Below are 22,319 nucleotides of genomic sequence, written 5' to 3'. Positions count from 1 at the left end.
GGCGCTGAAGCGCGCCGACATGTGAGGCTCGGGGCATGGCCCTGACGATCCGCACGCCGTCTTCTGCGGATGCCACGGCGCTCGCCGACCTGCACGTGCAGACCTGGCGCGAGACGTACACCCATCTCCTGCCGGAGGGGTACTTCGACGAGGCCTTCATTCGGGGCCGGCACGAGATGTGGGCGCGCCTCACCGGAGACGCGCGCGAGGACCTCACGGTGCGGCTCGCGGAGGTGGACGGCGTGCTCGTCGGTCTCGCGATGTCCGGGCCACCGCAGGGCGACGACCCCCCGCGTGACCGCCAGCTGTACTTCATCTACGTCGCGGCATCCGCCCACGGGACCGGTGCCGGGCAAGCCCTGCTCGAGGCCGTTCTCGGTGATGCTCCGGCCCTCCTGTGGGTCGCGAAGCAGAACCCCCGCGCGATCGCGTTCTACCGGCGCAACGGCTTCGCCTTCGACGGCGTGGAACAGCTCGACCCCGGCGCGCCCGCCATCACCGACCTCCGCATGGTCCGCTGACCGCGGCGGGTGTCGGCGCCCGCGGCTATCGTGGATCGGGTGAGTGACGGCGGCTGGAACGGTGACCCCTACGCCGATCTCTCGTGGGATCCCGACGACCTCGTCCCGCCCGAAGACTTCGACGCGCCGCCCCCGCCCGATCCGCGGTACGACGATTACGGTGCCGCCGTCGCGCGCGCGACGCGTTCTGCACCGGATGCCGGGTCGCCGGCATCCGGCAGAGACCAGTTCCAGGGCGCGGGTGCCCCTCGAGGCGCCGCGGCCCGCACCGCCCCTCCGCGGGTGCCCGCGGCACCGGCATCCGTGCTGCGGCTCGAACGGCGCGACCACGTCGGCGACGATCCGGTCGCCGTGCTCGCGGACGTGTTCGGCTATCCCGCGTTCCGCGGCGACCAGGCCGACATCGTCTCGCACGTGATCGCCGGAGGCGACGCAGTCGTGCTCATGCCCACCGGTGGCGGCAAGTCGATCACCTACCAGGTACCGGCGCTCGTGCGTCCCGGCACGGGCCTCGTGATCTCGCCGCTGATCGCGCTCATGCACGACCAGGTCGACGCGCTCATCGCCAACGGTGTGCGCGCCGCCTTCCTCAACTCCACGCAGAGTCCTGCCGAGCGCGCGGGTGTCGAACAGGCCCTCCTCGACGGCGAGCTCGACCTCATCTACGTCGCGCCGGAGCGGCTTTCGGTGCCGGCCACGACCGCGCTGCTCCAGCGCGCGCAGCTCAGCGTCATCGCGATCGACGAGGCCCACTGCGTGTCGCAGTGGGGCCACGACTTCCGACCCGACTACCTCGCGCTCGGCGACCTCGGCGAGCGGTTCCCGGGCGTCCCGCGCATGGCGCTCACCGCCACCGCGACCCGCGCGACCCACACCGAGCTCACCGAGCGGCTGCACCTCGGCGACGCCCGCCACTTCGTCGCGAGCTTCGATCGCCCGAACATCCAGTACCGCATCGAGCCGAAGGTCGACGTGCGGCGCCAGCTGGTGCAGTTCGTGCGCAGCCAGCCCGAGGGCTCGGCCGGCATCGTCTACGCACTCAGCCGCAAGTCGGTCGAGCAGACCGCCGAGTACCTGCGCTCGCAGGGCCTCGACGCGCTGCCGTACCACGCGGGTCTCGACGCCGGCATGCGTGCCCGTCACCAGTCCCGCTTCCTCCGCGAGGACGGCGTCGTGATGGTCGCGACGATCGCGTTCGGCATGGGCATCGACAAACCCGACGTCCGCTTCGTCGCCCACATCGACCTGCCGAAGTCGGTCGAGGGCTACTACCAGGAGACCGGTCGCGCGGGCCGCGACGGCGAGCCCGCGACGGCGTGGATGGCGTACGGCCTGGGCGATGTGGTCCAGCAGCGACGCCTCATCGAGCAGTCGCCCGGCGACCGCACCTACAAGATGCGCATGGGGCAGCACCTCGATGCGATGCTCGCGCTCTGCGAGACCGTCGCGTGCCGTCGTCAGAACCTCCTGAACTACTTCGGGCAGTCCTCCGACGCGTGCGGCAACTGCGATACGTGCCTCACCCAGCCCGACACGTGGGACGGTCAGGTCGCCGCGCAGAAGCTGCTGTCGACCATCGTGCGCCTCCAGCGCGAGCGGGGTCAGGCGTTCGGTGCGGGGCATCTCATCGACATCCTCCGCGGCGGCTCGACCGAGCGCATCCGCCAGCAGGGGCACGACAAGCTCTCGACCTACGGCATCGGGAACGACCTTTCCGAGCAGGACTGGCGTTCCGTCGTGCGGCAGCTCCTCGCGCGCGGCATCCTCGTCGCACAGGGCGAGTACGGGGTGCTCGCCGTCGGCGAGAGCGGCGCCGCCGTGCTGCGCGGAGAAGAGGCGGTGCCGTTGCGGCGCGACGTGCTCGGTCGCTCGGGCGGCGGTTCCGCGCGCGCGAAGCGGCAGTCCAGCTCGGATGCCGTGCCCGAAGGCGACCGCGACCTGTTCGAGGCGCTGCGCACGTGGCGCGCGGGCCAGGCCAAGGAGCAGGGGGTGCCGGCGTACATCGTCTTCGGCGACGCGACCCTGCGGGCGCTCGCCGAGCACCGGCCGCGGTCGGTGGGAGACCTCGACGGCATCACGGGCATCGGCGCCAAGAAGCGCGAGGCCTACGGCGAGGCCGTCGTCGCCGTCATCGCCGGCGCCTGACGCGCCCCCGCTTCAGGTGGCAGGACACGCCGCTTCCTCGCGCCCGAAGCGACAAGAGCTGCCACCTTGAGCGCAGCCAGGCGCGCGCGCCGCGCTGAGGCGGCCCGCTTCAGGTGGCAGGACACGCCGCTTCCTCGCGCCCGAAGCGACACGAGCTGCCACCTGAACCCGCACCAAGCCCAACAGGGCGGATGCCGCGAACCCGCGACACCCGCCCCGACCTCGACGCCCGACGGGCGCCGAGGCCCCTACTTGATCGACCCCCGCATCACGCCGGAGATCACCCAGCGCTGGGAGAAGATGTAGACGATCAGGAGCGGCGCCATCGCCATGAGGTACGAGGCGAACGCGACGGTGTAGTCGGTGTTGTACTGCCCCTGGAACACGTACTGCGCGAGCGACAGCGTGCGGTCCGACGGCTCGGTCAGCACGACGAGCGGCATGATGAAGTCGTTCCACGCCCACACGCAGGTGAGGATGCCGACCGTCGCGTTCATCGGCATGAGCAGCGGGAACACGATCTGCCGGAAGACGCGCCAGGTCGAGGCGCCATCCATGCGCGCCGCTTCCTCGAGCTCAATGGGGATCGAGCGGATGAACGCGGTGTAGATGAAGATGTTCAGGCTCAGCCCGTAGATCGTGTACAGCACGATCATTCCGGCGGGGTTGTCCAGCCCCAGCAGCGAGGTCTGCTTCACGAGCGGCAGCATGATGATCGGGAACGGAATGAACAGCGCCGCGAGCAGGTAGTAGAACACGCCCTTGAAGAACGGGCGGTGCAGGTTCCGCGCCAACGCGTAGGCGACGAGCGAGCTCGTGAACAGCGTGAAGACGACGGAGCCGACGGTGATGATCGCCGTGTTCAGGAGCGCCTGCGGGAAGGACGTGCGCTCCCACGCGACCGCGAAGTTCTCCCAGTTGATCGGCCAGGGGAGCTCGAACCCGGTGCCGGATGCCAGTTGCGCAGGCGTCTTCAGGGCGACGGCGACGGCGAGGTAGAGCGGGATGATCACGGTGAGCGAGCACACCGCGATGAGCGCGGTCGCCCACCAGTTCGTGCGGCGGGTGTCGGAGGGGTCGCCGCCGCGGAGGCGACGGCGCGGGACGACGACCGCGGTGGTGGCGGGCCCCGCCTCGACGGGGGTGGTGGTGGAGCTGGACATCAGAAGTCGGCCTCTCTGCGCTGAAGGACCCGGAATTGGAGGAGCGAGACGATCGTGATCACGATGAAGAAGATCACCGCGTTGGCCGTCTGGTAGGCGAACTCGCCGCCGGTGAAGCCGCCGCGGAAGATGAGCATCGTGACCGATTCGGTCGAGGTGCCCGGTCCGCCGTTGGTCAGGGCGATGATCGGGTCGAACACCTGCAGGAATCCCTTCAGGCTCAGCACCACGTTGATGGTGAAGAAGGCGCTGATGAGGGGGAAGGTGATCGAGCGGAACTGCCGTGCGGGGGTCGCCCCGTCGATGGATGCCGCCTCATAGATGTCCGCCGGGATGGTCTGGAGACCGGCGAGGTAGATGATGATCGAGAACGCGCACGCCTGCCAGACGGCGAGCACGACGACCGCCGTCCACGCCCAGTCGGGGTTCGTGAGGATGTTGTCGGCGAACAGGGGGATGCCGGAGAGGATCTTCGGCAGCGAGTTCGAGAACAGGAACTGGAACACGTATCCGACGACGAGCACGGCGAGGATGTACGGGACGAAGTAGACGCCGCGCCAGAAGTTGCGTGCGCGGATCTTCGCGTTGAGCCCCATCGCGATCGCGAGCGAGATCGCGTTCGTCAGCACCGTCGCGACGATGGCGAACAGGAACGAGAACCCGTAGGCCTGCAGCACGCGGTCGTCGCGGAAGATGTTCGCGTAGTTCGCGATCCCCACGAAGTCCCAGGTGCCGTAGCCGGCGTAGTTGGTGAAGCTGAAGAAGACGCCGATGATCACCGGCACGGTGTGGAACGCGGCGAACGCGAGGACGGCCGGCCACACGAACCAGTAGTAGGCGCGGGGGGCGAGCTTCGACCGTTTCCGCGGGGCCGCGGTGGCGTCGGGGCGACGGGTGTCGGCGGTGGTGACGGTGGCCATCTCAGTCCTCCTGCTTCGGAGTGATCGTCCGGGCGGCGACCTTGCGCCACTCGTTGTCGAGGGTGCCGAGGGCCCCGTCGGTGTCGCCGTCGTAGAGGAACTGCTGCACGACGCCGGTGAGGGGGATGGCGGTGGGGACCTGGTGGTCGATGAACCCGGTGATCTTGGCGTCGTCGAAGTACGGTGCGATCGACTGCAGGGCGGGATCGTCGCTGAGCTCGGCCTCGGTCACCGAGGGCACCATGGTCTGGGATGCCGCGAACTCCTCGATCACGTCGGGACGGAAGAGGTACTCGATGAAGCGGAGCGCTTCCTCTTTGTGCGGGGTCTCCCGGGCCATCGTCACCGTGACGTCGACGCCGGAGACGAGCATCCGGTCGGTGGGGTCTTCGGGGACGGGGTAGGGGAAGATCGCCGCGTCGATGTCGGGGTTGACCGCTTTCACGGGGCTGAGCGCCCAGATGCCCTGGAGCATCATGGCCGCCTCGCCGTTCGCGAACAGTGACGTGCTGTCGTCGTACGACGCGCCGCGGTATCCGTCCTGCGAGTACTCGAAGAGCTGCGCCTGGCGCTGCATCGCTTCGGGGAAGTCCGCCTCGAACGAGGCGCCGGAACCCTCGCCGACGGTGTCACCCTCGGCGCGCATCTCATCGAAGAACCCGTCCTGCGCGTAGTAGGCGCCGATGCCGTTCCACGAGGGCATGGCCGTCCAGTTCTCGGCGAGCGACGTCGCGAAGGGGGTGATCCCGCGGTCGACGAGGGTGTCGCAGAGGGCGATGAGCTCGTCCCACGTCTCGGGGACCTCGAGGCCCTCCTCTTCGAAGATCGCGCGGTTGTAGATGATCCCGTTCGCGTTGTTGACGTAGCCGAGGCTGTTGACCTCGCCGTTGTGGGTGCCGAGGTCGGCCAGAATGTCCTGGACGCCGGGATTGATGGTGCCCAGCACCGGCTCGTCGGTGAAGTCGTAGAAGACGCCCGCCTCGGCCAGCTTGCCGAAGTTGCCGTTCGCGTTCAGGGTGATCACGTCCGGCGTCCGGTCCTTCACGAGGAGGGTGCGGATGAGGGTCTCCGAATCGGCGACCTGGTTCTGCACCACGTCGATGTCGGGGTTGTCCGCTTCGAACGCCGCGATGATCTCGTTGAAGTCCTCGAGCGCTTCGCCTTTGAACTGGAAGAAGTCGAGCCGGGTCTTTCCGGAGCCGGCGTCGGCGGAGCAGCCCCCCATGCCGAGGGCGAACCCGGCGATGACGATGCCCGCGACGGCGGTGCGGATGGGTCTGGATCTCATGGGAAGCGCCTCCTTGCGCGGATGCCGCGGGCTACGCGGCTGTGATCTCGATGACGGTGGCTTGCTGCGGGTTCTGCACGGGCGGCCGGACGCCGACGAGGGCGAGCTGACGTCCGGTGAGGACGGTGTCGTGATGCGCCCACACGAGCGGCGACTGCGCAGGGGTCTGCACGATGCCTCCGGGCGTCGCCACGCGGACGCGGTAGGTGCGCTCGGGGTCGAGCCCCGGCAGCCGCACCCGTCCCGCCGGCGACGAGATGAGGGTCTGCGTCTGCGCGATCGTGAAGAACGCGGATGCCGCGTCCGCAGCGACCACGCCGCGCACGTCGAGTCCGGGGTCGGCCACGTCCACGTTCACGACGCGGCCCGTTGCGACGAGGGGGCGCACGCGCTTGGCGAGGGCGACCCAGTCGCCGACGACGGCGGCATCCGTGTCGGAGAGCGTCGTCACGTCCCACTCGATGCCGAAGTGGCCGAACAGCGCGACGGCGCCGCTGAGGGTGAGCGAGACCGTGCGACCCGTCGAGTGCACGTGCGGGGTTGTGAGGTGCATGCCCATCATCTCGGGCGGCACGACGAGCGCGGTGTAGCGCTGGTTCTCGAGGCGCTCGACGGGATCGAGGCAGTCGCTGGTCCAGATGCGGTCGGTGCGGCCCAGGATGCCGAGGTCGACACGGGCGCCGCCCGACGCGCAGCTCTCGATCTCGAGTCCCGGGTGGGCTGCCTTGAGCTCGTCGATGAGGCGGTAGACGGCGAGGGTCTGCGCGTGGACCTGGCCCGCGCCGCCGGGGCCGGACGCGGCGTCGACGAGGTCGCGGTTGTGGTCCCACTTGATGTACGAGATGGGGTATTCGGCGAGGATCGCCGAGATCACCTCGAGGATGTAGGCGTACGCCTCGGGGTGGGCGAGGTTGAGCACCTGCTGCTGACGTGCCGACGGCGGGAGCTGGGTGCGGCCGTGGAGGAGCCAGTCGGGGTGCGAGCGGGCGAGGTCGCTGTCAGGGTTGACCATCTCGGGCTCGAACCAGAGCCCGAACTCCATCCCCTTCGCGACGACGTGGTCTGCTATCGGGTGGAGGCCCTCAGGCCAGACGGTGTCGTCGACGTACCAGTCTCCGAGCCCGGCGGTGTCGTCGCGGCGGTGGCGGAACCAGCCGTCGTCGAGGACATACCGTTCGACGCCGATCTCGGCGGCGGCGTCGGCGAGAGCGATCAGCTTGGGCAGGCGGTGGTCGAAGTAGACGGCTTCCCAGGTGTTCAGCGTGATCGGACGCGGCCGGCGCGGGTGCTGCGGGCGGGCGCGCCACTCGTCGTGGAAGCGGGCGGCGAGGGCGTCGAGTCCGTCGCCCCACGAGCCGAGCACCTCGGGTGAGGCGATCTCCTCGCCGGGCGCGAGGCGGATCTCGCCGGGCAGGTACAGCTCACCTGCGCCCAGGAACGCCTCGCCGGTGGGGGTCCGTTCCGCGAAGGTGCGGGCGTTCCCGCTCCAGGCGAGGTGGATGCCGTGGACGCGGCCTCGTTCGAACCCGAAGCCGGGCACGCCGGCGGCCAGCAGGAGCGTCGCGTCGGCACCGGGCCGGCCGCGGCGGGACTCGCGCAGGTGCGTGCCGAACGTGAGCTCGTGGCGCTGGGCGGAGCGCTCGCGCAGGTGCCGTCCGGTCGTGTCGAGGATCTCCGTGGCATCCCAGGGCAGGGGGAGGGTGGGCTGCAGGGCCTGCACGGTGTAGTCGGTGTCGCCGTCGTTGCGCACCGTGATGAGGGTGCGAACCAGTCCGGTGGCCCCCACCGACAGTTCGACTCGGGCGCTCAGCTGCATCTCCGCGTCGGTGAACTCCAGCGCGGCGGCGTGTGCCGAGGTCTCGACGCGGTCGAGGGTGAAGAGGGCGCTGATGTCACGACCGTCGCGGTGACCCTCGAACGAGGGGGTGCCGAGCCACCCGGACGCCCCGGTGGTCAGCACGCCGAGGCGCGCGGTCTGGTCGAGCCCGCCCGAGACGCGCTGCAGTCTCGACGCGACGGCGAGCGAGCGGAGGGTCTCATCGGGTGCAGCGCCGAGGTCTTCGCCCCAGTGCGCGATGGCGGGGACGGTGTCGCCGAGGTCGAGCAGGAGGCTGGTGCCGCCGCGGCGGAGGTGGACGACATCGTCGGGTTCGAGCATGGGATTAGTTCTATCGAGAAACTATTCCGACGTCAAGAGGCCCCTAGCTCGCCCTCCCGATCGGCACGTGCTGGCATGAGCGCGGAGGATTCATGCCAGGATGAAACCAACCGAGTCCCGACGGTGGGGGTGTCATGAGCGAGAGCGAAGCCGCACTGGCGCGCGCCGTCCTCATCCATGGACCGGTTTCGCGCAGCGATCTGACGCGGCGTCTGGGTCTGTCGCCCGCCAGCCTGACCCGGCTCGCGAAGCCCCTGCTGGAGAGCGGGCTCCTGGTGGAGCGGGAAGAGGTCGCCGACGGCTCGGTCGGTCGCCCGTCCCGGCCGCTCGATATCGCTCCCGGACTGGGCACCTTCGCCGGAGTGAAGATCACCGGCGACGCCGTGATCGCCGTCGGCACCGACATCCGCGCCGGAACCCTCGCCGTCGAAGAGCGGGCGCTCGACGACCGGGCACCCGCCGCCGTTCTCGGCGCAGTGGTCGCCGCCGTCACCGCCTTGGCTCTCGACGACCTCGTCGCGGTCGGGGTGAGCCTCGGCGGCGTCGTGCACGACGGCGTCGCGGTCTTCGCGCCGTTCCTCGACTGGCGGGACGTCGACGTCCGAAACGCGCTCGAGACGGCGCTCGGCGTTCCGGTCCACGTGGAGAACGACGTGGTCGCGCTCGCCGAGGCCGAGCGCTGGTTCGGTGCGGGCCGCGGGCTCGAGGGATTCGCGACCGTGACGATCGGGGCGGGCGTCGGCTACGGCCTCGTCGTTGCCGGCGAGGTGGTCCGCACCCCCGACGCGACCACCGGCACCGGAGGCCACATCCCGCTCGACCCGTACGGCCCGGTCTGCTCGGACGGGCACCGCGGCTGCGCACAGGCCATGCTGTCGTCGGGATCGATCACGGCCCAGGTGTCGGCCGCCCTGGGGCGAACGGTGGACTACGACGAGACGCTGCGCCTCGCGGCATCCGACGATCCAGCCGTCCGCACCATCGTCGGAGCCGCCGGCAGCGCGCTCGGCACCTTGATCGCCCTGGCCGCCAACCTCAGCCTGCAGTCGTCGATCGTGTTGGCAGGGGAGGGGATCGCGCTGTTCGGCGTCGTGCAGGACCGCGTGCGGGCGGCGATCGCCGCGGGCCGCGACCCGCAGGCGCAGCCGCTCGACATCCACGTCGACGACTCGGGCTTCCGCGCCTGGGCTCGAGGCGCCGCGGCCGTCGCCATTCAGGCGTCCATGGAGCGGATGCGATCCGGCCGTGGCTGAGCGGCGCCGTCAGGCGAAGGTGCGCACGCGTTCGACGCGCATCACGTGCGGGAGCGCATCGGTGTCGCGGGGAGACGACGGGTCGGGCAGCTCGTACAGGTCGAGCATCAGCTGCACCGGGTAGTCGATCGCCGCTGCCACCGTCTTCACCCAGCGTCCGTCGACGAAGAAGCGCAACCGCTCGGGCGCCCACTCGACCGCGTAGTCGTGCGGCTGAGTGAGGTCGCCGTCGACCCACACCTTCTCGAACGACCAGCCCTTCTCGAACGCATCGCGCAGCCGTGGATCGTTCTGGGGTTTCACGCCGACGCCGACCCAGCCGCCGTCGTCGCTCATCTCCGAGCCGAAGATCTCCGCGATGCAGATCTCGCCGGAGTCCTCCGGTGCGTCCTCGACGCCGATCGGCCAGAACGCGACCATGGCGTCGGGATGCCACACCGCCGACATCCGCACCTCGATGACGCCGAAGTGCGGCAGCCAGAGCCGGCGCTCGGGCTGGGCTTCGCGGACGACGAGCCCGTCGCGGAACCGGTGCTGGCCTTCGGAGGTGCCGACGTCCCCCGAGACCTGACCGGTCTGCAGATGAGAGACGCGCACGTCGCCGTCCCACTCGGGCGCCCACGGCGGCGTGTCCTCGTCGATGCGGAGGAGGAGGCCGTCGCCGACCTCGTACCGGGCGGCCGTGCGCTCGCGCGACGACCAGTGCGGCGTATAGAACGGCCACCACCGATCGGGGGAGAGCGTGTCGGAATCGAAGCGTTCGTCCACGGTGGCCACCCGCCCGGTGAGGTCGAGTGGGGAGAGATCGAGCGCCCAGACGCGGAAGTGCAGCTCGCCGCCCCGCCACGGTTCGCGGCCCTCGCCACGCACGTCGAAGCCTGCTCGTGCGCACAGGGCGTTGGATGCCGCGTTGTCGACTCCCGGGTACGCGGTGAGCAGCGCGCGTCGTCCGTCTCGACGAACCTCGGCGATGAGCAGTCGCAGCGCGGCGCCCGCGACACCGGCTCCCTGATGCTCCGGCACGACGCTCCACCCCGCCTCGTACGCGGGGGTGCCGTCCTCGTCTGACTCCCAATAGCCGATGCCGCCGGCGGGCTCGCCGTCGACCTCGATGCGGAACATCCGCCCGCCCGTGCTCGCCACGCGGAGGTAGCGCGCCTGGCGGCGTTCGAGATCCTCGGCCGACTCGGGGCCGCCGAGATGGGCCGTCATCTCGGGCGTGTTCATCCGTTCCAGCAGGGGCAGATCCTGCTCGCCCCACGGCTCGATCGTGACCGTCATCCGCGCTCCGTCCTCGCATGCTCAGGATGCCGCGAACCTGCGACACCGGCATCCGGTGTAGGCCGTGCACAACCACCCGGGGCGGCGTCGCCCGCAGTGCTTGTCCCTCCTGCACAACCGTGTTGGTGCTCTGTTGGAGGACTCCTACCGTTGGATGCGAACTTCCCTGTCCCGCCGCTCTCGGAAAGGCCAGTGATGACCGACACCGTCGTCCGCTCGAACACCCCCGCCACCAACCGCCGCACACCCGCCGGCGGCGCGCCCACCGCACCGCACACCCCCGACGAGGCCGGTGAGCCGCGCATCGACATCGATGCCGTCGCCGCGATGCTGCGCGGCACGTGGGGCGACACCCGCCTCACCGTTCGCGAGCTCATCAAGGACCCCGCCTACTGGCGCATCGACGGCCAGTCCGTCGCCGAGCACCGGGAGCGCGTGATGGGGCAGGTGCGACTGCTGGCGCAGAACGGCGGCTCCTCGCGTGCCCTGCCGCCGGAGTACGGCGGCCTGGGCGACAACGGCGCCAATCTCGCCGGCTTCGAGGAGTTGGTGCTGGCCGACCCGAGCATGCAGATCAAGTCGGGCGTGCAGTGGGGTCTGTTCGGCTCCGCCGTCCTCCAGCTCGGAACCAAGACGCACCACGACCGGTGGGTCGCCGACATCCGCGACGCGAAGCTTCCCGGGGCGTTCGCCATGACCGAGATCGGCCACGGTTCCGACGTCGCCGCCATCGGCACGACGGCCACCTACGACCCGGAGACGGAGGAGTTCGTCATCCACACGCCGTTCCGCGCGGCGTGGAAGGACTACCTCGGCAACGCGGCCGTCCACGGCCAGGCGGCGACCGTCTTCGCCCAACTCATCACGAACGGCGTGAACCACGGCGTGCACTGCTTCTTCGTGCCGATTCGCACGGCCGACGGCGAGCTGCTGCCGGGAGTGCAGAGCGAGGACGACGGCGTGAAGGGCGGGCTCAACGGCATCGACAACGGCCGACTCGCGTTCGATCACGTACGCGTTCCGCGCACCAACCTGCTCAACCGCTACGGCGATGTGGCGGCGGACGGCACCTACTCGAGCCCCATCGAGAGCACCGGCCGTCGCTTCTTCACGATGCTGGGGGCGCTCGTGCAGGGTCGCGTCTCGCTCGACGGGGCCGCGACGATCGCGTCGTCGCTCGCGCTGCACGTCGCCATCACCTACGGCAACCAGCGCCGCCAGTTCGACTCCGGCGCGGGAACCGATGAGGTCGTCCTCCTCGACTACGGCAAGCACCAGCGCCGCCTGCTGCCCCTGCTCGCGCAGAACTACGCGCAGTTCTTCGCCCACGACGAGCTGCTCCAGAAGTTCGACGGCGTCTTCGGCGGAACGCACGACACCCCGGCCGAGCGCGAAGACCTCGAGACCCTCGCCGCCGCGCTCAAGCCGCTCAGCACCTGGAACGCGCTGAGCACGCTGCAGGAGGCGCGGGAAGCGTGCGGCGGATCCGGCTTCATGGCCGAGAACCGCCTCGTCGGACTGCGTTCCGACCTCGACGTCTACGTCACCTTCGAAGGCGACAACAACGTGCTCCTGCAGCTCGTCGGCAAGCGCCTGCTCGCCGACTTCGCGGCGCAGTTCAAGGGGGCGGATGCCGCGAAGCTCGCGAAGTTCGCCGCTCGTCAGACCGCGGGCAAGGTCTTCCACGGTGCGGGGCTGCGCAGCCTCGGGCAGACGGTCGCCGACTTCGGCTCCACGGCTCGCTCGGTGGAGCTCGGCCTCCGCGCCGAGCAGCAGCACGAGCTGCTCTCGGACCGCGTCGAGCAGATGATCGCCGACGTGGCGGGGGCACTCCGTCCGGCGTCCAAGCTCCCCCGTGAGGAGGCGGCTGCGCTCTTCAACCTGCACCAGGCGGAGCTGATCGAGGCGGCCCGCGCTCACGGCGAGCTCCTGCAGTGGGAGGCGTTCTCCGACGCGGTGAAGGCGACCGAGAACGACGACACCCGGCAGGTGCTCACCTGGCTGCGCGACCTGTTCGGTCTGCACCTGATCGAGAAGCACCTCGCGTGGCACCTCATCAACGGGCGCCTGTCGACCCAGCGCGCCGCCGCCGTCTCGAAGTACGTCGACCGCCTGTGCGCGCGCCTGCGCCCGCATGCGCAGGACCTCGTCGACGCGTTCGGTCTCGAGCCCGAGCATGTTCGCGCGCCGATCGCGTCGGGCGTGGAGCAGAACCGGCAGGACGAGGCCCGGCAGTACTACGCGGACCTCGCCGCCAGCGGAGACGCACCCGTCCCGGAGAAGTCGCTGAAGAAGAAGTGATGTCGGAGGCCGTCGGTAGCCTGAGCGAGTGAGTCTGATCCTCGGGCCCGACGGCCTTTCCCGCTGCGCCTGGGTGGGCGACGATGCCGAATACCGTCGTTATCACGACGAGGAGTGGGGCCGGCCGCTGCATGGGGACCGCGCGCTCTTCGAGAAGATGAGCCTCGAGGGGTTCCAGGCAGGGCTGTCCTGGATCACGATCCTCCGCAAGCGGCCCCGCTTCCGCGAGGTCTTCGCCGGCTTCGAGCCCGAGGCGGTCGCGCGCTTCGACGAGGCCGACGTGGAGCGTCTGATGGGGGATGCCGGCATCATCCGCAACCGCGCGAAGATCCTGGCGACGATCGGCAACGCGCGACTCGTGACGACGATGGCGACGGGCGAGCTCGACACACTCATGTGGTCGTTCGCACCCGAGCCCGGACCGAGGCCCACCTCGCTCGCCGAGGTGCCCGCGACGACCGCGGCATCCGATGCGATGTCCAAGGCCCTGCGTAAGGCGGGGTTCCGGTTCGTGGGATCGACGACGATGTACGCCCTCATGCAGTCGAGCGGCATGGTCGACGATCACGTCGTCGGGTGTCATCGCGCGACGGATGCGACAGACTGAGCCGCGGCGGAAGGACGGGTACATGACCCGCAACGAGATCACCGGGATCGGCTCCCTCGAGCAGGCGGAACACGTCGCCGACGCGCACGACGTCATCCGCGTCATCGGCGCCCGGGAGAACAACCTCAAGGGCATCGACGTCGAGATCCCCAAGCGCCGGCTCACGGTCTTCACCGGGGTCAGCGGCTCAGGCAAGTCGTCGCTCGTGTTCGGAACGATCGCCACGGAGTCGCAGCGCCTCATCAACGAGACCTATCCGACCTTCGTGCAGCAGTTCATGGGGCAGCTCAGCCGGCCCGAGGTGGACGGGCTCGAGAACATCAGCCCCGCGATCATCGTCGACCAGGAACGCCTGGGGGCGAACGCCCGATCCACGGTGGGGACGGTGACCGACGCGCACGCGATGCTGCGCCTGTTGTTCAGCCGGCTCGGCGAGCCGCACGTGGGGTCGCCGCAGGCCTTCTCGTTCAACGTGCCGTCGGTCTCGGGTTCGGGGGCGGTCACCATCAAGGTCGGCGACAAGAAGGGCACGCGCGAGCACCGCACCTTCGAGATCACCGGTGGCATGTGCCCCGCGTGCGAAGGGCTGGGAGAGGTCAGCGACGTCGATCTCGACGAGCTCTTCGACCGTTCGAAGTCTCTCGCCGAGGGGGCGATCACCGTTCCCGGCTACAACGTCGACGGGTGGATGGTGCGCATCTTCACCGAATCGGGATTCGTCGACGCGAACAAGCCGATCGCCGACTACAGCGACGACGAGCTCGCCGACTTCCTGTACAAGGAGCCCACGAAGGTGAAGCTCCAGAACATGAACATGACCTACGAGGGCCTGGTACCCAAGATCACGAAGTCCTTCCTTCAGAAGGACCGCGACGCCCTCCAGCCGCACATCCGGGCCTTCGTGGACCGGGCCGTGAAGTTCCTGCCATGCCCGGCGTGCGAGGGCACTCGGCTGAACGACGGCGCGCGCTCATCGAAGATCGCCGGCGTCAGCATCGCCGACGTGGCCGCGATGCAGATCACCGATCTCGCGGCCTGGCTCGAGACGGTGGATGCCGCCTCGGTCGGACCTCTGCTGTCGGGTCTGAAGACGACGATCGGGTCGTTCATCGACATCGGGCTCGGGTACCTGTCGCTCGATCGCTCGTCGGGCACCCTGTCGGGCGGCGAGGCGCAGCGGACGAAGATGATCCGCCACCTCGGGTCGGCGCTCACCGACGTGACCTACGTGTTCGATGAGCCCACGGCCGGGCTGCACCCGCACGACATCCAGCGGATGAACGACCTCCTCCTGCTTCTGCGCGACAAGGGCAACACCGTGCTCGTCGTCGAGCACAAGCCCGAGGTGATCGCCATCGCCGACCATGTGGTCGATCTGGGGCCGCGCGCCGGGTCGAACGGCGGCGAGATCATGTTCGAGGGCGATGTCGCCGGTCTGCGGGCCTCCGATACGCTCACCGGTCGTCACCTCGATCACCGGGCCCGCCTCAAGGCGACCACCCGCACCGCGACCGGCGCACTGCAGATCCGCGGTGCCCGCCAGCACAACCTCACCGGGGTCGACGTCGACATCCCGCTCGGGGTCCTCACCGTCGTCACCGGAGTGGCAGGGTCGGGCAAGTCCTCGCTGATCCACGGCAACGTGCCCGCGTTCGACGATGTGGTGGTCGTCGATCAGTCCGCGATCAAGGGGTCGCGTCGGTCCAGCCCGGCCACGTACACCGGCATCCTCGACACGATCCGCACCGCGTTCGCGAAAGCGAACGGCGTGAAGGCGTCACTGTTCAGCGCGAACTCGGAGGGCGCGTGCGTCGCGTGCAAGGGGCTCGGCGTCATCATCACGAACCTCGGCTTCACGCAGAGCGTCGAGACCCGTTGCGAGGTGTGCGACGGCTCCGGGTTCAGCGATGCCGTCCTCGAGTACCTGCTCGACGGCAAGAACATCGCCGAGGTCCTCGCGATGCCGGTCGACGAAGCGCACGAGTTCACGACCGGCACCGCCAAGACCACCCTCGGCCGGATGAAGGACGTCGGGCTCGGTTACATCACGCTCGGCCAGGCGCTGAACACCCTCTCCGGAGGCGAGCGGCAGCGGCTGAAGCTCGCGATCGCGATGGCGAAGAAGGGGGCGGTGTACGTCCTCGACGAACCGAGCACCGGACTCCACCTCGCCGACGTCGACAACCTCCTCGCGCTGCTCGATCGTCTCGTGGATGCCGGGAACTCGGTCATCGTCATCGAGCACCACCAGGCGGTGATGGCGCATGCCGACTGGATCATCGATCTCGGACCCGGTGCCGGACGCGACGGTGGCCGGGTCGTCTTCGAGGGGACTCCGGCCGACCTGATCGCGCAGCCGAGCACCCTGACCGGCGAGCATTTGGCGCGTTACGTCGCCGGCTGAAACGCGCGAAGAAGCATATATGGGGAGTTCTCCCCACGTCACGCGCTCGAACCATTTCGGTGTCTCGCTTACCCTGGAACCGTCCAGTTCATCTGCGAGCGCCTGATGCAGCGGTCAGGTCCCGACGCCACGCACTCATGTTCGCCCGGGGGAGGCCGAGCTCTATGAAGTCTTTCGCGTGGCTTCGTGCGCGCCCGCGCACGCTCGCATCGATCGGCGCGGTCACCACCGCGGCAGTCGCCATCGGCGTCCTCGCCATCACGTACGAGGGCGAGCCGACCACCGAGGTCGACCTCAACGACGGCGGCGTGTGGCTCACCAAGCAGAGCAGCTTGCTGGTCGGACACTTCAACAACGAGTCCCGCCTTCTGGACGGCGGACTCCGCACGCTTTCCGCTGAATACGACATCCAACAGGCGGGCAGCCGAATCCTGGTGACCGACCAGACCGAGGCCACGGTCACCGCCGTGGACCCCGCCCGCGTCGCCCTCTCCGACAGCGCCGACCTCGGACCCGGCGCGCAGGTCGCGCTGGGCGGGCCGACGGTCGCGGTGGTCGACGAAGCCGGAGCGCTCCGGGTCGGTGCGTTCTCCTCGATCGGCACCGTGGGCAAGGAAGCCGGAGACCCGATCGCCGAGCTCGGCAAGGGCGCGGTGGCGACCGTGAGCACCTCGGGCATCGCCTACGCGTTCGCCCCCGAGACCGGCATCCTGTCCGCCTACGGGCAGGGCGGCGACGGCACGATGGTGGAGACCGCTCAGCGCGAGCTCGAGGGCATCGACCCCGACCACACCGTGACGATCTCTGCGGTCGGCGACGTGAGCCTCGTGCTCGACAACGACACCTGGACGCTGTATTCGAGTGACGGCCTGGAGACCGAGGTGCCGGCGGACAGTGTCCTCCAGCAGCCCTCCAACGCGACTGATGCCGTGACCCTGTCGACGCCCACTGAGCTGGTGCGGGTGCCGCTCGGCGGCGGCGAGCCCACGCGCGTCGACTCCGGCGCCGAGGGCACGGCCGCGCAGCCGGTCTACGTCGCCGGCTGCGCCTACGGCGCATGGTCGGGATCGGGCGCTTTCGTCCGCGACTGCGCGGGCGAGGGCTCCGACGTCGTCGAGACGATCGAGGGCGTCGATGCGACCAGTGATCTCCGTTTCCGCGTGAACCGCGACGTCGTCGTCTTGAACGACGTCTTCGGCGGCGCCGCGTGGATGGCGAGCGACGCGCTGCAACAGGTCGACAACTGGGAGGACATCACCCCTCCCGAGGGTGAGGGTGAAGAGGAGGAGGAGACGACGGAGGAGACCATCCAGACGACGCTCCCCGAACGCACCGAGCAGAACACCGATCCCATCGCGAAGAACGACCGCTACGGCGTGCGTCCGGGCCGCACCACCGTGCTCCCCGTTCTGGAGAACGACCTCGACGCCGACGGCGATGTGCTCGTCGCCACGGTCGAGAACGAGCCGTCGTTCGGCGAGATCACCCCGATCTACAACGGCACAGCACTCCAGATCCGCCTCGACGACGATGCCAGCGGCACCACCTCGTTCACCTACTCGATCAACGACGGTCGTGGCGGCGAGGACGAGGCGCGCGTCGATCTGACCGTCAGCCCGCTGAAAGAGAACTCCCCGCCCGTCCAGAAGCGCACGACGGCCATCACCGTGGAGACCGGCGGCGTTGTCTCGTACAACATCCTGACCGACTGGAACGACCCCGACGGGGACGACATCTTCCTTCAGGAGGTGACCACCGACGGCGGTGACGAGGTCGAGTTCACCTCCGACGGCCAGATCACCTATCGCGCGATCGGCGGGCTCCAGGGCCGCAAGGACATTCCGGTCGTCGTCTCGGACGGCAGCGAGCGCACCACCGGTATCGCGCGCCTCGACATCCGTCCCCTCGGCACCACCCTTCCGGTGACCAACGCCGACCACGTCGTGACCCGCGTCGACCGCCCGGTGACCGTGTCCCCGCTCGCGAACGACACCAGCACCGGTAGCGAGCCACTGCGCCTCACGCGCGTCGACGACGTCGAGGGCGGACGTCTGACCCGCGACTACCCGGACGCGTCGTTCACGTTCGAGTCCGCGACGCCCGACACCTACTACGCGACCTACCTCGCGTCCGCCGGCCCCAACTCCTCGCCCGGCATCGTCCGGATCGACGTCCTGCCCGAAGAAGAAGACGATCGGGCGCCCATCGCGGTGCGCGATGTCGCGCTGCTCCCCGCCGGTGGCGACGTGCTCGTCAACGTCCTGGGCAACGACACCGACCCCGCCGGCGGCATCCTCGTCGTGCAGTCGGTGACGGCCGAGAGTGACAGCGGGATCGCCGCGGCCGTGCTCGGACACGAGACGATCCGCATCAGCGACCAGGCCTCCCTCGACCAGCAGGTGCGACTCACCTACACGGTGTCCAACGGGTCGAAGTCGAGCCAGGGCGAGATCATCGTCATCCCCGTCCCCGCGCCGGCCAAGCTCCGCCCGCCGATCGCTGTCGAAGACGAGGTCGTCGTCCGCGTGGGCGACATCGTGACCATCCCGGTGATGGAGAACGACTATCACCCGAACGGCGACGAGATCCATGTCTCGCCCGAACTCGTCCCCCCGCTGGTGGACGAGGAGGACGGCGAGCTCTTCGTCTCGGAGGACACCCTCCGCTTCCGCGCCGGCAGCGAGCCGAAGACGGTGACCGCGACGTACGAGGTCGTCGACTCGACGGGGCAGCGCGATGCGGGCTTCGTCACCATCCGGATCCTGCCGCTGAACGACGAGGCGAACGCGGCTCCGCGTCCGCGCGACGTGACGGTCCGCACGCTCAGCGGCTCCCGGGTAACCGTGCCCATCCCGCTGAACGGCATCGACGCGGACGGCGACTCGGTGGAGCTCGTCGGCCCGGCATCCGCCCCCTCGAAGGGACGCGTCGTCTCGGTGGGAGCCGACTCCTTCGTCTACGAGGCGTTCGAGGACTCCGTCGGCGTGGACCGGTTCCAGTACCGCGTCCGCGACAACCTCGGCAAGGAAGCCACGGCGCGGGTCGAGGTGGGCATCGCGCCCGCCGAATCGAGCAACCAGGCGCCGTATGCCGTGCGGGACACCATCACAGTGCGCCCGGGCCGCCAGGTGGCCGTCGACGTGCTCGCGAACGACTCCGACCCCGACGGCGACGCGTTCGGATTCGCGGAGAACGCCGTCGATGTGCCGGATGTGTCCGGGCTGGATGCCGAGGTCTCCGGTGAGCAGCTGCTGATCACCGCGCCCGACGAGCCGATGCAGACGAGCGTGCTCTACACGATCGCCGATGCACGCGGCCTCGAGGCGACGACCTCGGTGCAGATCACGGTCGACCCCGACGTGCCGCTGATGCGACCGATCGCCCGCGACGACCGCGTCCTCGCCGAAGACGTGGCCGAGGACGGCACTGTGACGATCGACGTGCTCGCCAACGACGACGACCCTGATGGCACGCGCGCGGTGCTCGAGGTCACCCTCGGCGACGGCGGCGACGCCGCCCGGGTCCTGGGCGACGGCTCGGTGCGCCTCACCGTGCGCGACGAGCGACAGGTCATCACCTACGCGATCCGCGACGAGGACGACCTCGTGGCATCCGCCTTCATCCACGTGCCCGCTCTCAATGACCTGCCGCCGACGCTCCTGTCCACCACCCCCCTCGAGGTCGACAGCGGCGAGACAGTCGAGCTGCCGCTCTCCGAGTACGTCCAAGCCGTGGGCGGGAAGGACGTCGTCATCACGGAGGCGGCCAAGGTCGTCGCCGCGCACAGCAACGGTGCCAACCTCGTGAAGGACCAGAGCACCCTCGTGTACACGTCCGCCGATCGCTACTTCGGCGCCGACGCCCTGACCTTCGAAGTCACCGACGGCACGGGTCCCGACGACCCCGAGGGCCGCAAGGCCACCCTGACGATCCCGATCACGGTGCTACCGCCCGAGAATCAGCAGCCCACGATGACCGGTGCGTCGATGAGCGTCGCCCCGGGTGAGGATGCCGCCGTGCTCGGCCTGACCGAGTTGGCGTCCGATCCCGACCCGGGAGACGAGCTGACCTTCTCGCTCGCCTCGGACGCGCCGGCCGGTGTCGACGCCTCCGTCAGCGACGGCGCGCTGCGCGTCTCGGCGGACGCGAACGTTGAGAAGGGAACGCGATTCTCCCTGACCGTGCAGGTGACCGACGGCGAGACCGAGCCCGTGGAGGCAACCATTGCGGTGACCATCACCGCGTCGACTCGGGAGCTCGCGTCGGTCAATGACGACATCGTCGAGCAGGCAGACCAGGGCGAGACCGTCTCGGTGAACGTGCTCCGCAACGACGTGAACCCGTTCCCCGACACGCCGCTGAAGATCGTCGGCACCGAACTCGAAACCGGTCAGGCCGACGTGTCTGCGGCCGGGACCGATGTGAACATCACGACGGCGAGCGACTTCGTCGGTACGGTCGTCGTCCGCTACACCGTGCAGGACAAGACCGAGGACGCCGACCGCAACGTCGACGGTCGGGTACGCGTCATCGTGCAGGGTCGACCCGACGCGCCCGGCAAGCCGACCGTCACCGCGGTCGAGAGCCGGACCGTGGTGCTCAGCTGGACGCCGCCTGTCGACAACGGACGCCCGATCTCGTCGTACACGGTCACCTCGACGGCCGGCGGCTACGAGCGCCAGTGCAGCTCGACAACCTGCACGCTGGACGGGCTCACCAACAACGTCGAGTACAACTTCGTCGTGACCGCGACCAACAGCGTCGGCGAGTCCGACCCGTCGGTGCCGTCCGAGACCGCGCGTCCCGACCAGCGTCCCGACCAGCCCGCCCCGCCGACCCTCCAGTTCGGAGACCGGAAGCTCGACGTGTCGTGGGTCACGCCTCGCACTGAGGGATCGCCGGTGGAGAATTTCACGCTCGAGATCTCGCCCGCGCCGCCATCCGGTGTGACGCAGAAGACCGGTGTCACCGGCGAGTCGACCACGTGGGACGGGCTCCAGAACGGCACCGCGTACCAGGTGCGCGTGCGCGCGCACAACCGCGCGCCGGAGCCGTCGGACTTCTCGCAATGGTCGTCGCCCATGATCCCGGCCGCTCCGCCCGCGGCTCCCGGTGCTCCGACCGTCGCGCGCATCGAGCCCGTCGGCAACCAGGCGCAGATGCGGGTGAGCTGGAACCAGCCCGCCGAGAACGGCGATCCGATCGCGGGATACGAGCTGAACGTCCTCCGCGGCGGATCCGTCGTGAACACGATCTCGGTGCCCGCGAGCCAGACGAGCCAGGCCGTCGTAGTCGACACCTCCCAGTCCGACTACACGTACACCGTCCGTGCCTCCAACAAGGCGGGATGGGGCGACCTCAGCCCGCAGTCCGCGCCGCGCCGCGCCTTCACTGCACCGGGCGCGCCCACATCCGTCGCCGCGGCTGCCGGGAACAACCAGGTGAGCGTCACGTGGCAGCCGGGGGCGTCCAACGGCGCGAACGCCGGCGAGATCCGGTACCAGTACAACGTCAACGGCACCGGCTGGCGGGCTGACTGGGTCAGCGGCGGCTCGAGTAACTCCGGCACCGTCGGCAACGGCGCGGTGAACAACAACGGCCAGTACACGATCCAGGTCAGGGCCGTCGCGACTGCCGACGGGTCGACCTACGAGGGCGCGGCATCCGCCGCGTCGAACCAGGTCGCTCCCTACGGCCCGATCGGCAACCCGTCCGCGAAGGCGACCGCCAACGACCGGACGATCACGATGACCTGGTCGTCCCCGGCCCGCAACGGCCGCGACATCAAGACCGAGATCCGCACCGGTGACGGTCGCGGATGGCGCACGGTCGCCGCGAGCGGCACCGAGACGTACAACGTGCCGTACAGCACGACCCGCACGCTCGACGTCCGCACCACGGCCGCCGGACAGACGACGACAGCCTCCGACAGTGCCCGCTCGGTCGATGAGCCGCCGCCGCCGCAGCCGAAGGTCTGGGTGACCCGGGGCGGCGCAGCTGGCTCCTGCGTCAACGGGTGTTACCGCTTCGTCATGAACACCGAGAACTTCCCCGCCGGAAACTACAACGTCATGTGTCGCTACAACAACGGGTCGCGCGATCTGAACGTGAGCGGGACGGCATGGTCGTACAGCGTGCCGGCGAATGGTCAGATCACCCTGCAGTGTTACCTCGGCGCGGACGGATATGACGTCTGGGTCGATATCCAGGGATGGGGTGGGGCCGTCGACACGGAGAAGCGCTGGTGGCCGCGCGGCTGACCTGGGGCAGCTGCCCAG

At 69.5% G+C, this 22,319-nt stretch carries 12 protein-coding genes; 7 read left to right on the top strand and 5 right to left on the bottom strand.

What is annotated here, in order from left to right; genetic code table 11:
* The first annotated feature begins 35 nt into the window (after window positions 1-35).
* A complete protein-coding gene (locus BKA24_RS00435) occupies window positions 36-521 on the top strand; it encodes a GNAT family N-acetyltransferase (RefSeq protein WP_184214221.1) in 486 nt (161 codons plus the stop codon).
* A 39-nt stretch (window positions 522-560) separates the two neighbouring features.
* Window positions 561-2,666: a DNA helicase RecQ gene (gene recQ / locus BKA24_RS00430; protein WP_184214219.1), complete on the top strand. Its 2,106-nt coding sequence runs from the start codon at window positions 561-563 to the stop codon at window positions 2,664-2,666.
* Window positions 2,667-2,914: 248 nt separating this feature from the next.
* Here the strand turns inward: recQ and BKA24_RS00425 are convergent, their stop codons facing one another.
* The 4 genes from BKA24_RS00425 to BKA24_RS00410 are packed head-to-tail and all read right to left on the bottom strand — an operon-like array spanning window position 2,915 to window position 8,195.
* On the bottom strand, window positions 2,915-3,829 hold the full coding sequence (locus BKA24_RS00425) for a carbohydrate ABC transporter permease (protein WP_184214217.1): 915 nt from the start codon (window positions 3,827-3,829) through the stop codon (window positions 2,915-2,917).
* A complete protein-coding gene (locus BKA24_RS00420; RefSeq protein WP_184214215.1) occupies window positions 3,829-4,749 on the bottom strand; it encodes a carbohydrate ABC transporter permease in 921 nt (306 codons plus the stop codon). Before BKA24_RS00420 ends, BKA24_RS00425 begins: the two co-directional genes overlap by 1 nt.
* A 1-nt stretch (window position 4,750) precedes the next feature.
* Window positions 4,751-6,037, bottom strand: coding sequence for an ABC transporter substrate-binding protein (locus tag BKA24_RS00415; protein WP_184214213.1), 1,287 nt, complete (start codon window positions 6,035-6,037; stop codon window positions 4,751-4,753).
* Between the two features lie 31 nt (window positions 6,038-6,068).
* Window positions 6,069-8,195 (bottom strand): alpha-galactosidase, encoded by a 2,127-nt coding sequence (locus BKA24_RS00410; RefSeq protein ID WP_184214211.1) that lies wholly within the window; start codon window positions 8,193-8,195, stop codon window positions 6,069-6,071.
* A gap of 134 nt (window positions 8,196-8,329) precedes the next feature.
* Here BKA24_RS00410 and BKA24_RS00405 point away from each other — a divergent pair, with 134 nt between their 5' ends.
* A complete protein-coding gene (locus BKA24_RS00405; RefSeq protein ID WP_184214209.1) occupies window positions 8,330-9,448 on the top strand; it encodes an ROK family transcriptional regulator in 1,119 nt (372 codons plus the stop codon).
* 9 nt (window positions 9,449-9,457) lie between these two features.
* Here BKA24_RS00405 and BKA24_RS00400 read toward each other — a convergent pair whose 3' ends face one another.
* Complete coding sequence (locus BKA24_RS00400; RefSeq protein WP_184214207.1) at window positions 9,458-10,729, bottom strand: GNAT family N-acetyltransferase; 1,272 nt, start codon at window positions 10,727-10,729, stop codon at window positions 9,458-9,460.
* A 195-nt stretch (window positions 10,730-10,924) separates the two neighbouring features.
* Here BKA24_RS00400 and BKA24_RS00395 point away from each other — a divergent pair, with 195 nt between their 5' ends.
* From BKA24_RS00395 to BKA24_RS00380, 4 genes are all read left to right on the top strand, one after another.
* Entirely contained in the window at window positions 10,925-13,030 is a 2,106-nt protein-coding gene (locus BKA24_RS00395) for an acyl-CoA dehydrogenase family protein (RefSeq protein WP_184214204.1), read from the top strand.
* A gap of 28 nt (window positions 13,031-13,058) precedes the next feature.
* Window positions 13,059-13,637 carry a DNA-3-methyladenine glycosylase I gene (locus BKA24_RS00390; protein ID WP_184214202.1) on the top strand — a complete coding sequence of 193 codons (579 nt, stop codon included), beginning with the start codon at window positions 13,059-13,061 and terminating at the stop codon, window positions 13,635-13,637.
* 22 nt (window positions 13,638-13,659) lie between these two features.
* Window positions 13,660-16,041 carry an ATP-binding cassette domain-containing protein gene (locus tag BKA24_RS00385; RefSeq protein WP_184214200.1) on the top strand — a complete coding sequence of 794 codons (2,382 nt, stop codon included), beginning with the start codon at window positions 13,660-13,662 and terminating at the stop codon, window positions 16,039-16,041.
* 164 nt (window positions 16,042-16,205) lie between these two features.
* On the top strand, window positions 16,206-22,301 hold the full coding sequence (locus BKA24_RS00380; protein ID WP_184214198.1) for an Ig-like domain-containing protein: 6,096 nt from the start codon (window positions 16,206-16,208) through the stop codon (window positions 22,299-22,301).
* Window positions 22,302-22,319 lie beyond the last annotated feature (18 nt).

The sequence above is a fragment of the Microbacterium marinum genome, from assembly GCF_014204835.1.
GTDB classification, from domain to species: domain Bacteria; phylum Actinomycetota; class Actinomycetes; order Actinomycetales; family Microbacteriaceae; genus Microbacterium; species Microbacterium marinum.
The sequence above is the reverse complement of the archived record's forward strand: the minus strand, read 5'-3'. Positions and strand labels throughout refer to the sequence as shown.

Bases quoted from the DNA above. Each gene is read 5' to 3' on its own strand.
- BKA24_RS00380 (WP_184214198.1), top strand. From the start codon at position 16,206: ATGAAGTCTTTCGCGTGGCTTCGTGCGCGCCCGCGCACGCTCGCATCG.
- BKA24_RS00385 (WP_184214200.1), top strand. From the start codon at position 13,660: ATGACCCGCAACGAGATCACCGGGATCGGCTCCCTCGAGCAGGCGGAA.
- BKA24_RS00420 (WP_184214215.1), bottom strand. From the start codon at position 4,749: ATGGCCACCGTCACCACCGCCGACACCCGTCGCCCCGACGCCACCGCG.
- BKA24_RS00415 (WP_184214213.1), bottom strand. From the start codon at position 6,037: ATGAGATCCAGACCCATCCGCACCGCCGTCGCGGGCATCGTCATCGCC.
- BKA24_RS00425 (WP_184214217.1), bottom strand. From the start codon at position 3,829: ATGTCCAGCTCCACCACCACCCCCGTCGAGGCGGGGCCCGCCACCACC.
- BKA24_RS00410 (WP_184214211.1), bottom strand. From the start codon at position 8,195: ATGCTCGAACCCGACGATGTCGTCCACCTCCGCCGCGGCGGCACCAGC.
- BKA24_RS00405 (WP_184214209.1), top strand. From the start codon at position 8,330: ATGAGCGAGAGCGAAGCCGCACTGGCGCGCGCCGTCCTCATCCATGGA.
- BKA24_RS00400 (WP_184214207.1), bottom strand. From the start codon at position 10,729: ATGACGGTCACGATCGAGCCGTGGGGCGAGCAGGATCTGCCCCTGCTG.
- BKA24_RS00395 (WP_184214204.1), top strand. From the start codon at position 10,925: ATGACCGACACCGTCGTCCGCTCGAACACCCCCGCCACCAACCGCCGC.
- BKA24_RS00435 (WP_184214221.1), top strand. From the start codon at position 36: ATGGCCCTGACGATCCGCACGCCGTCTTCTGCGGATGCCACGGCGCTC.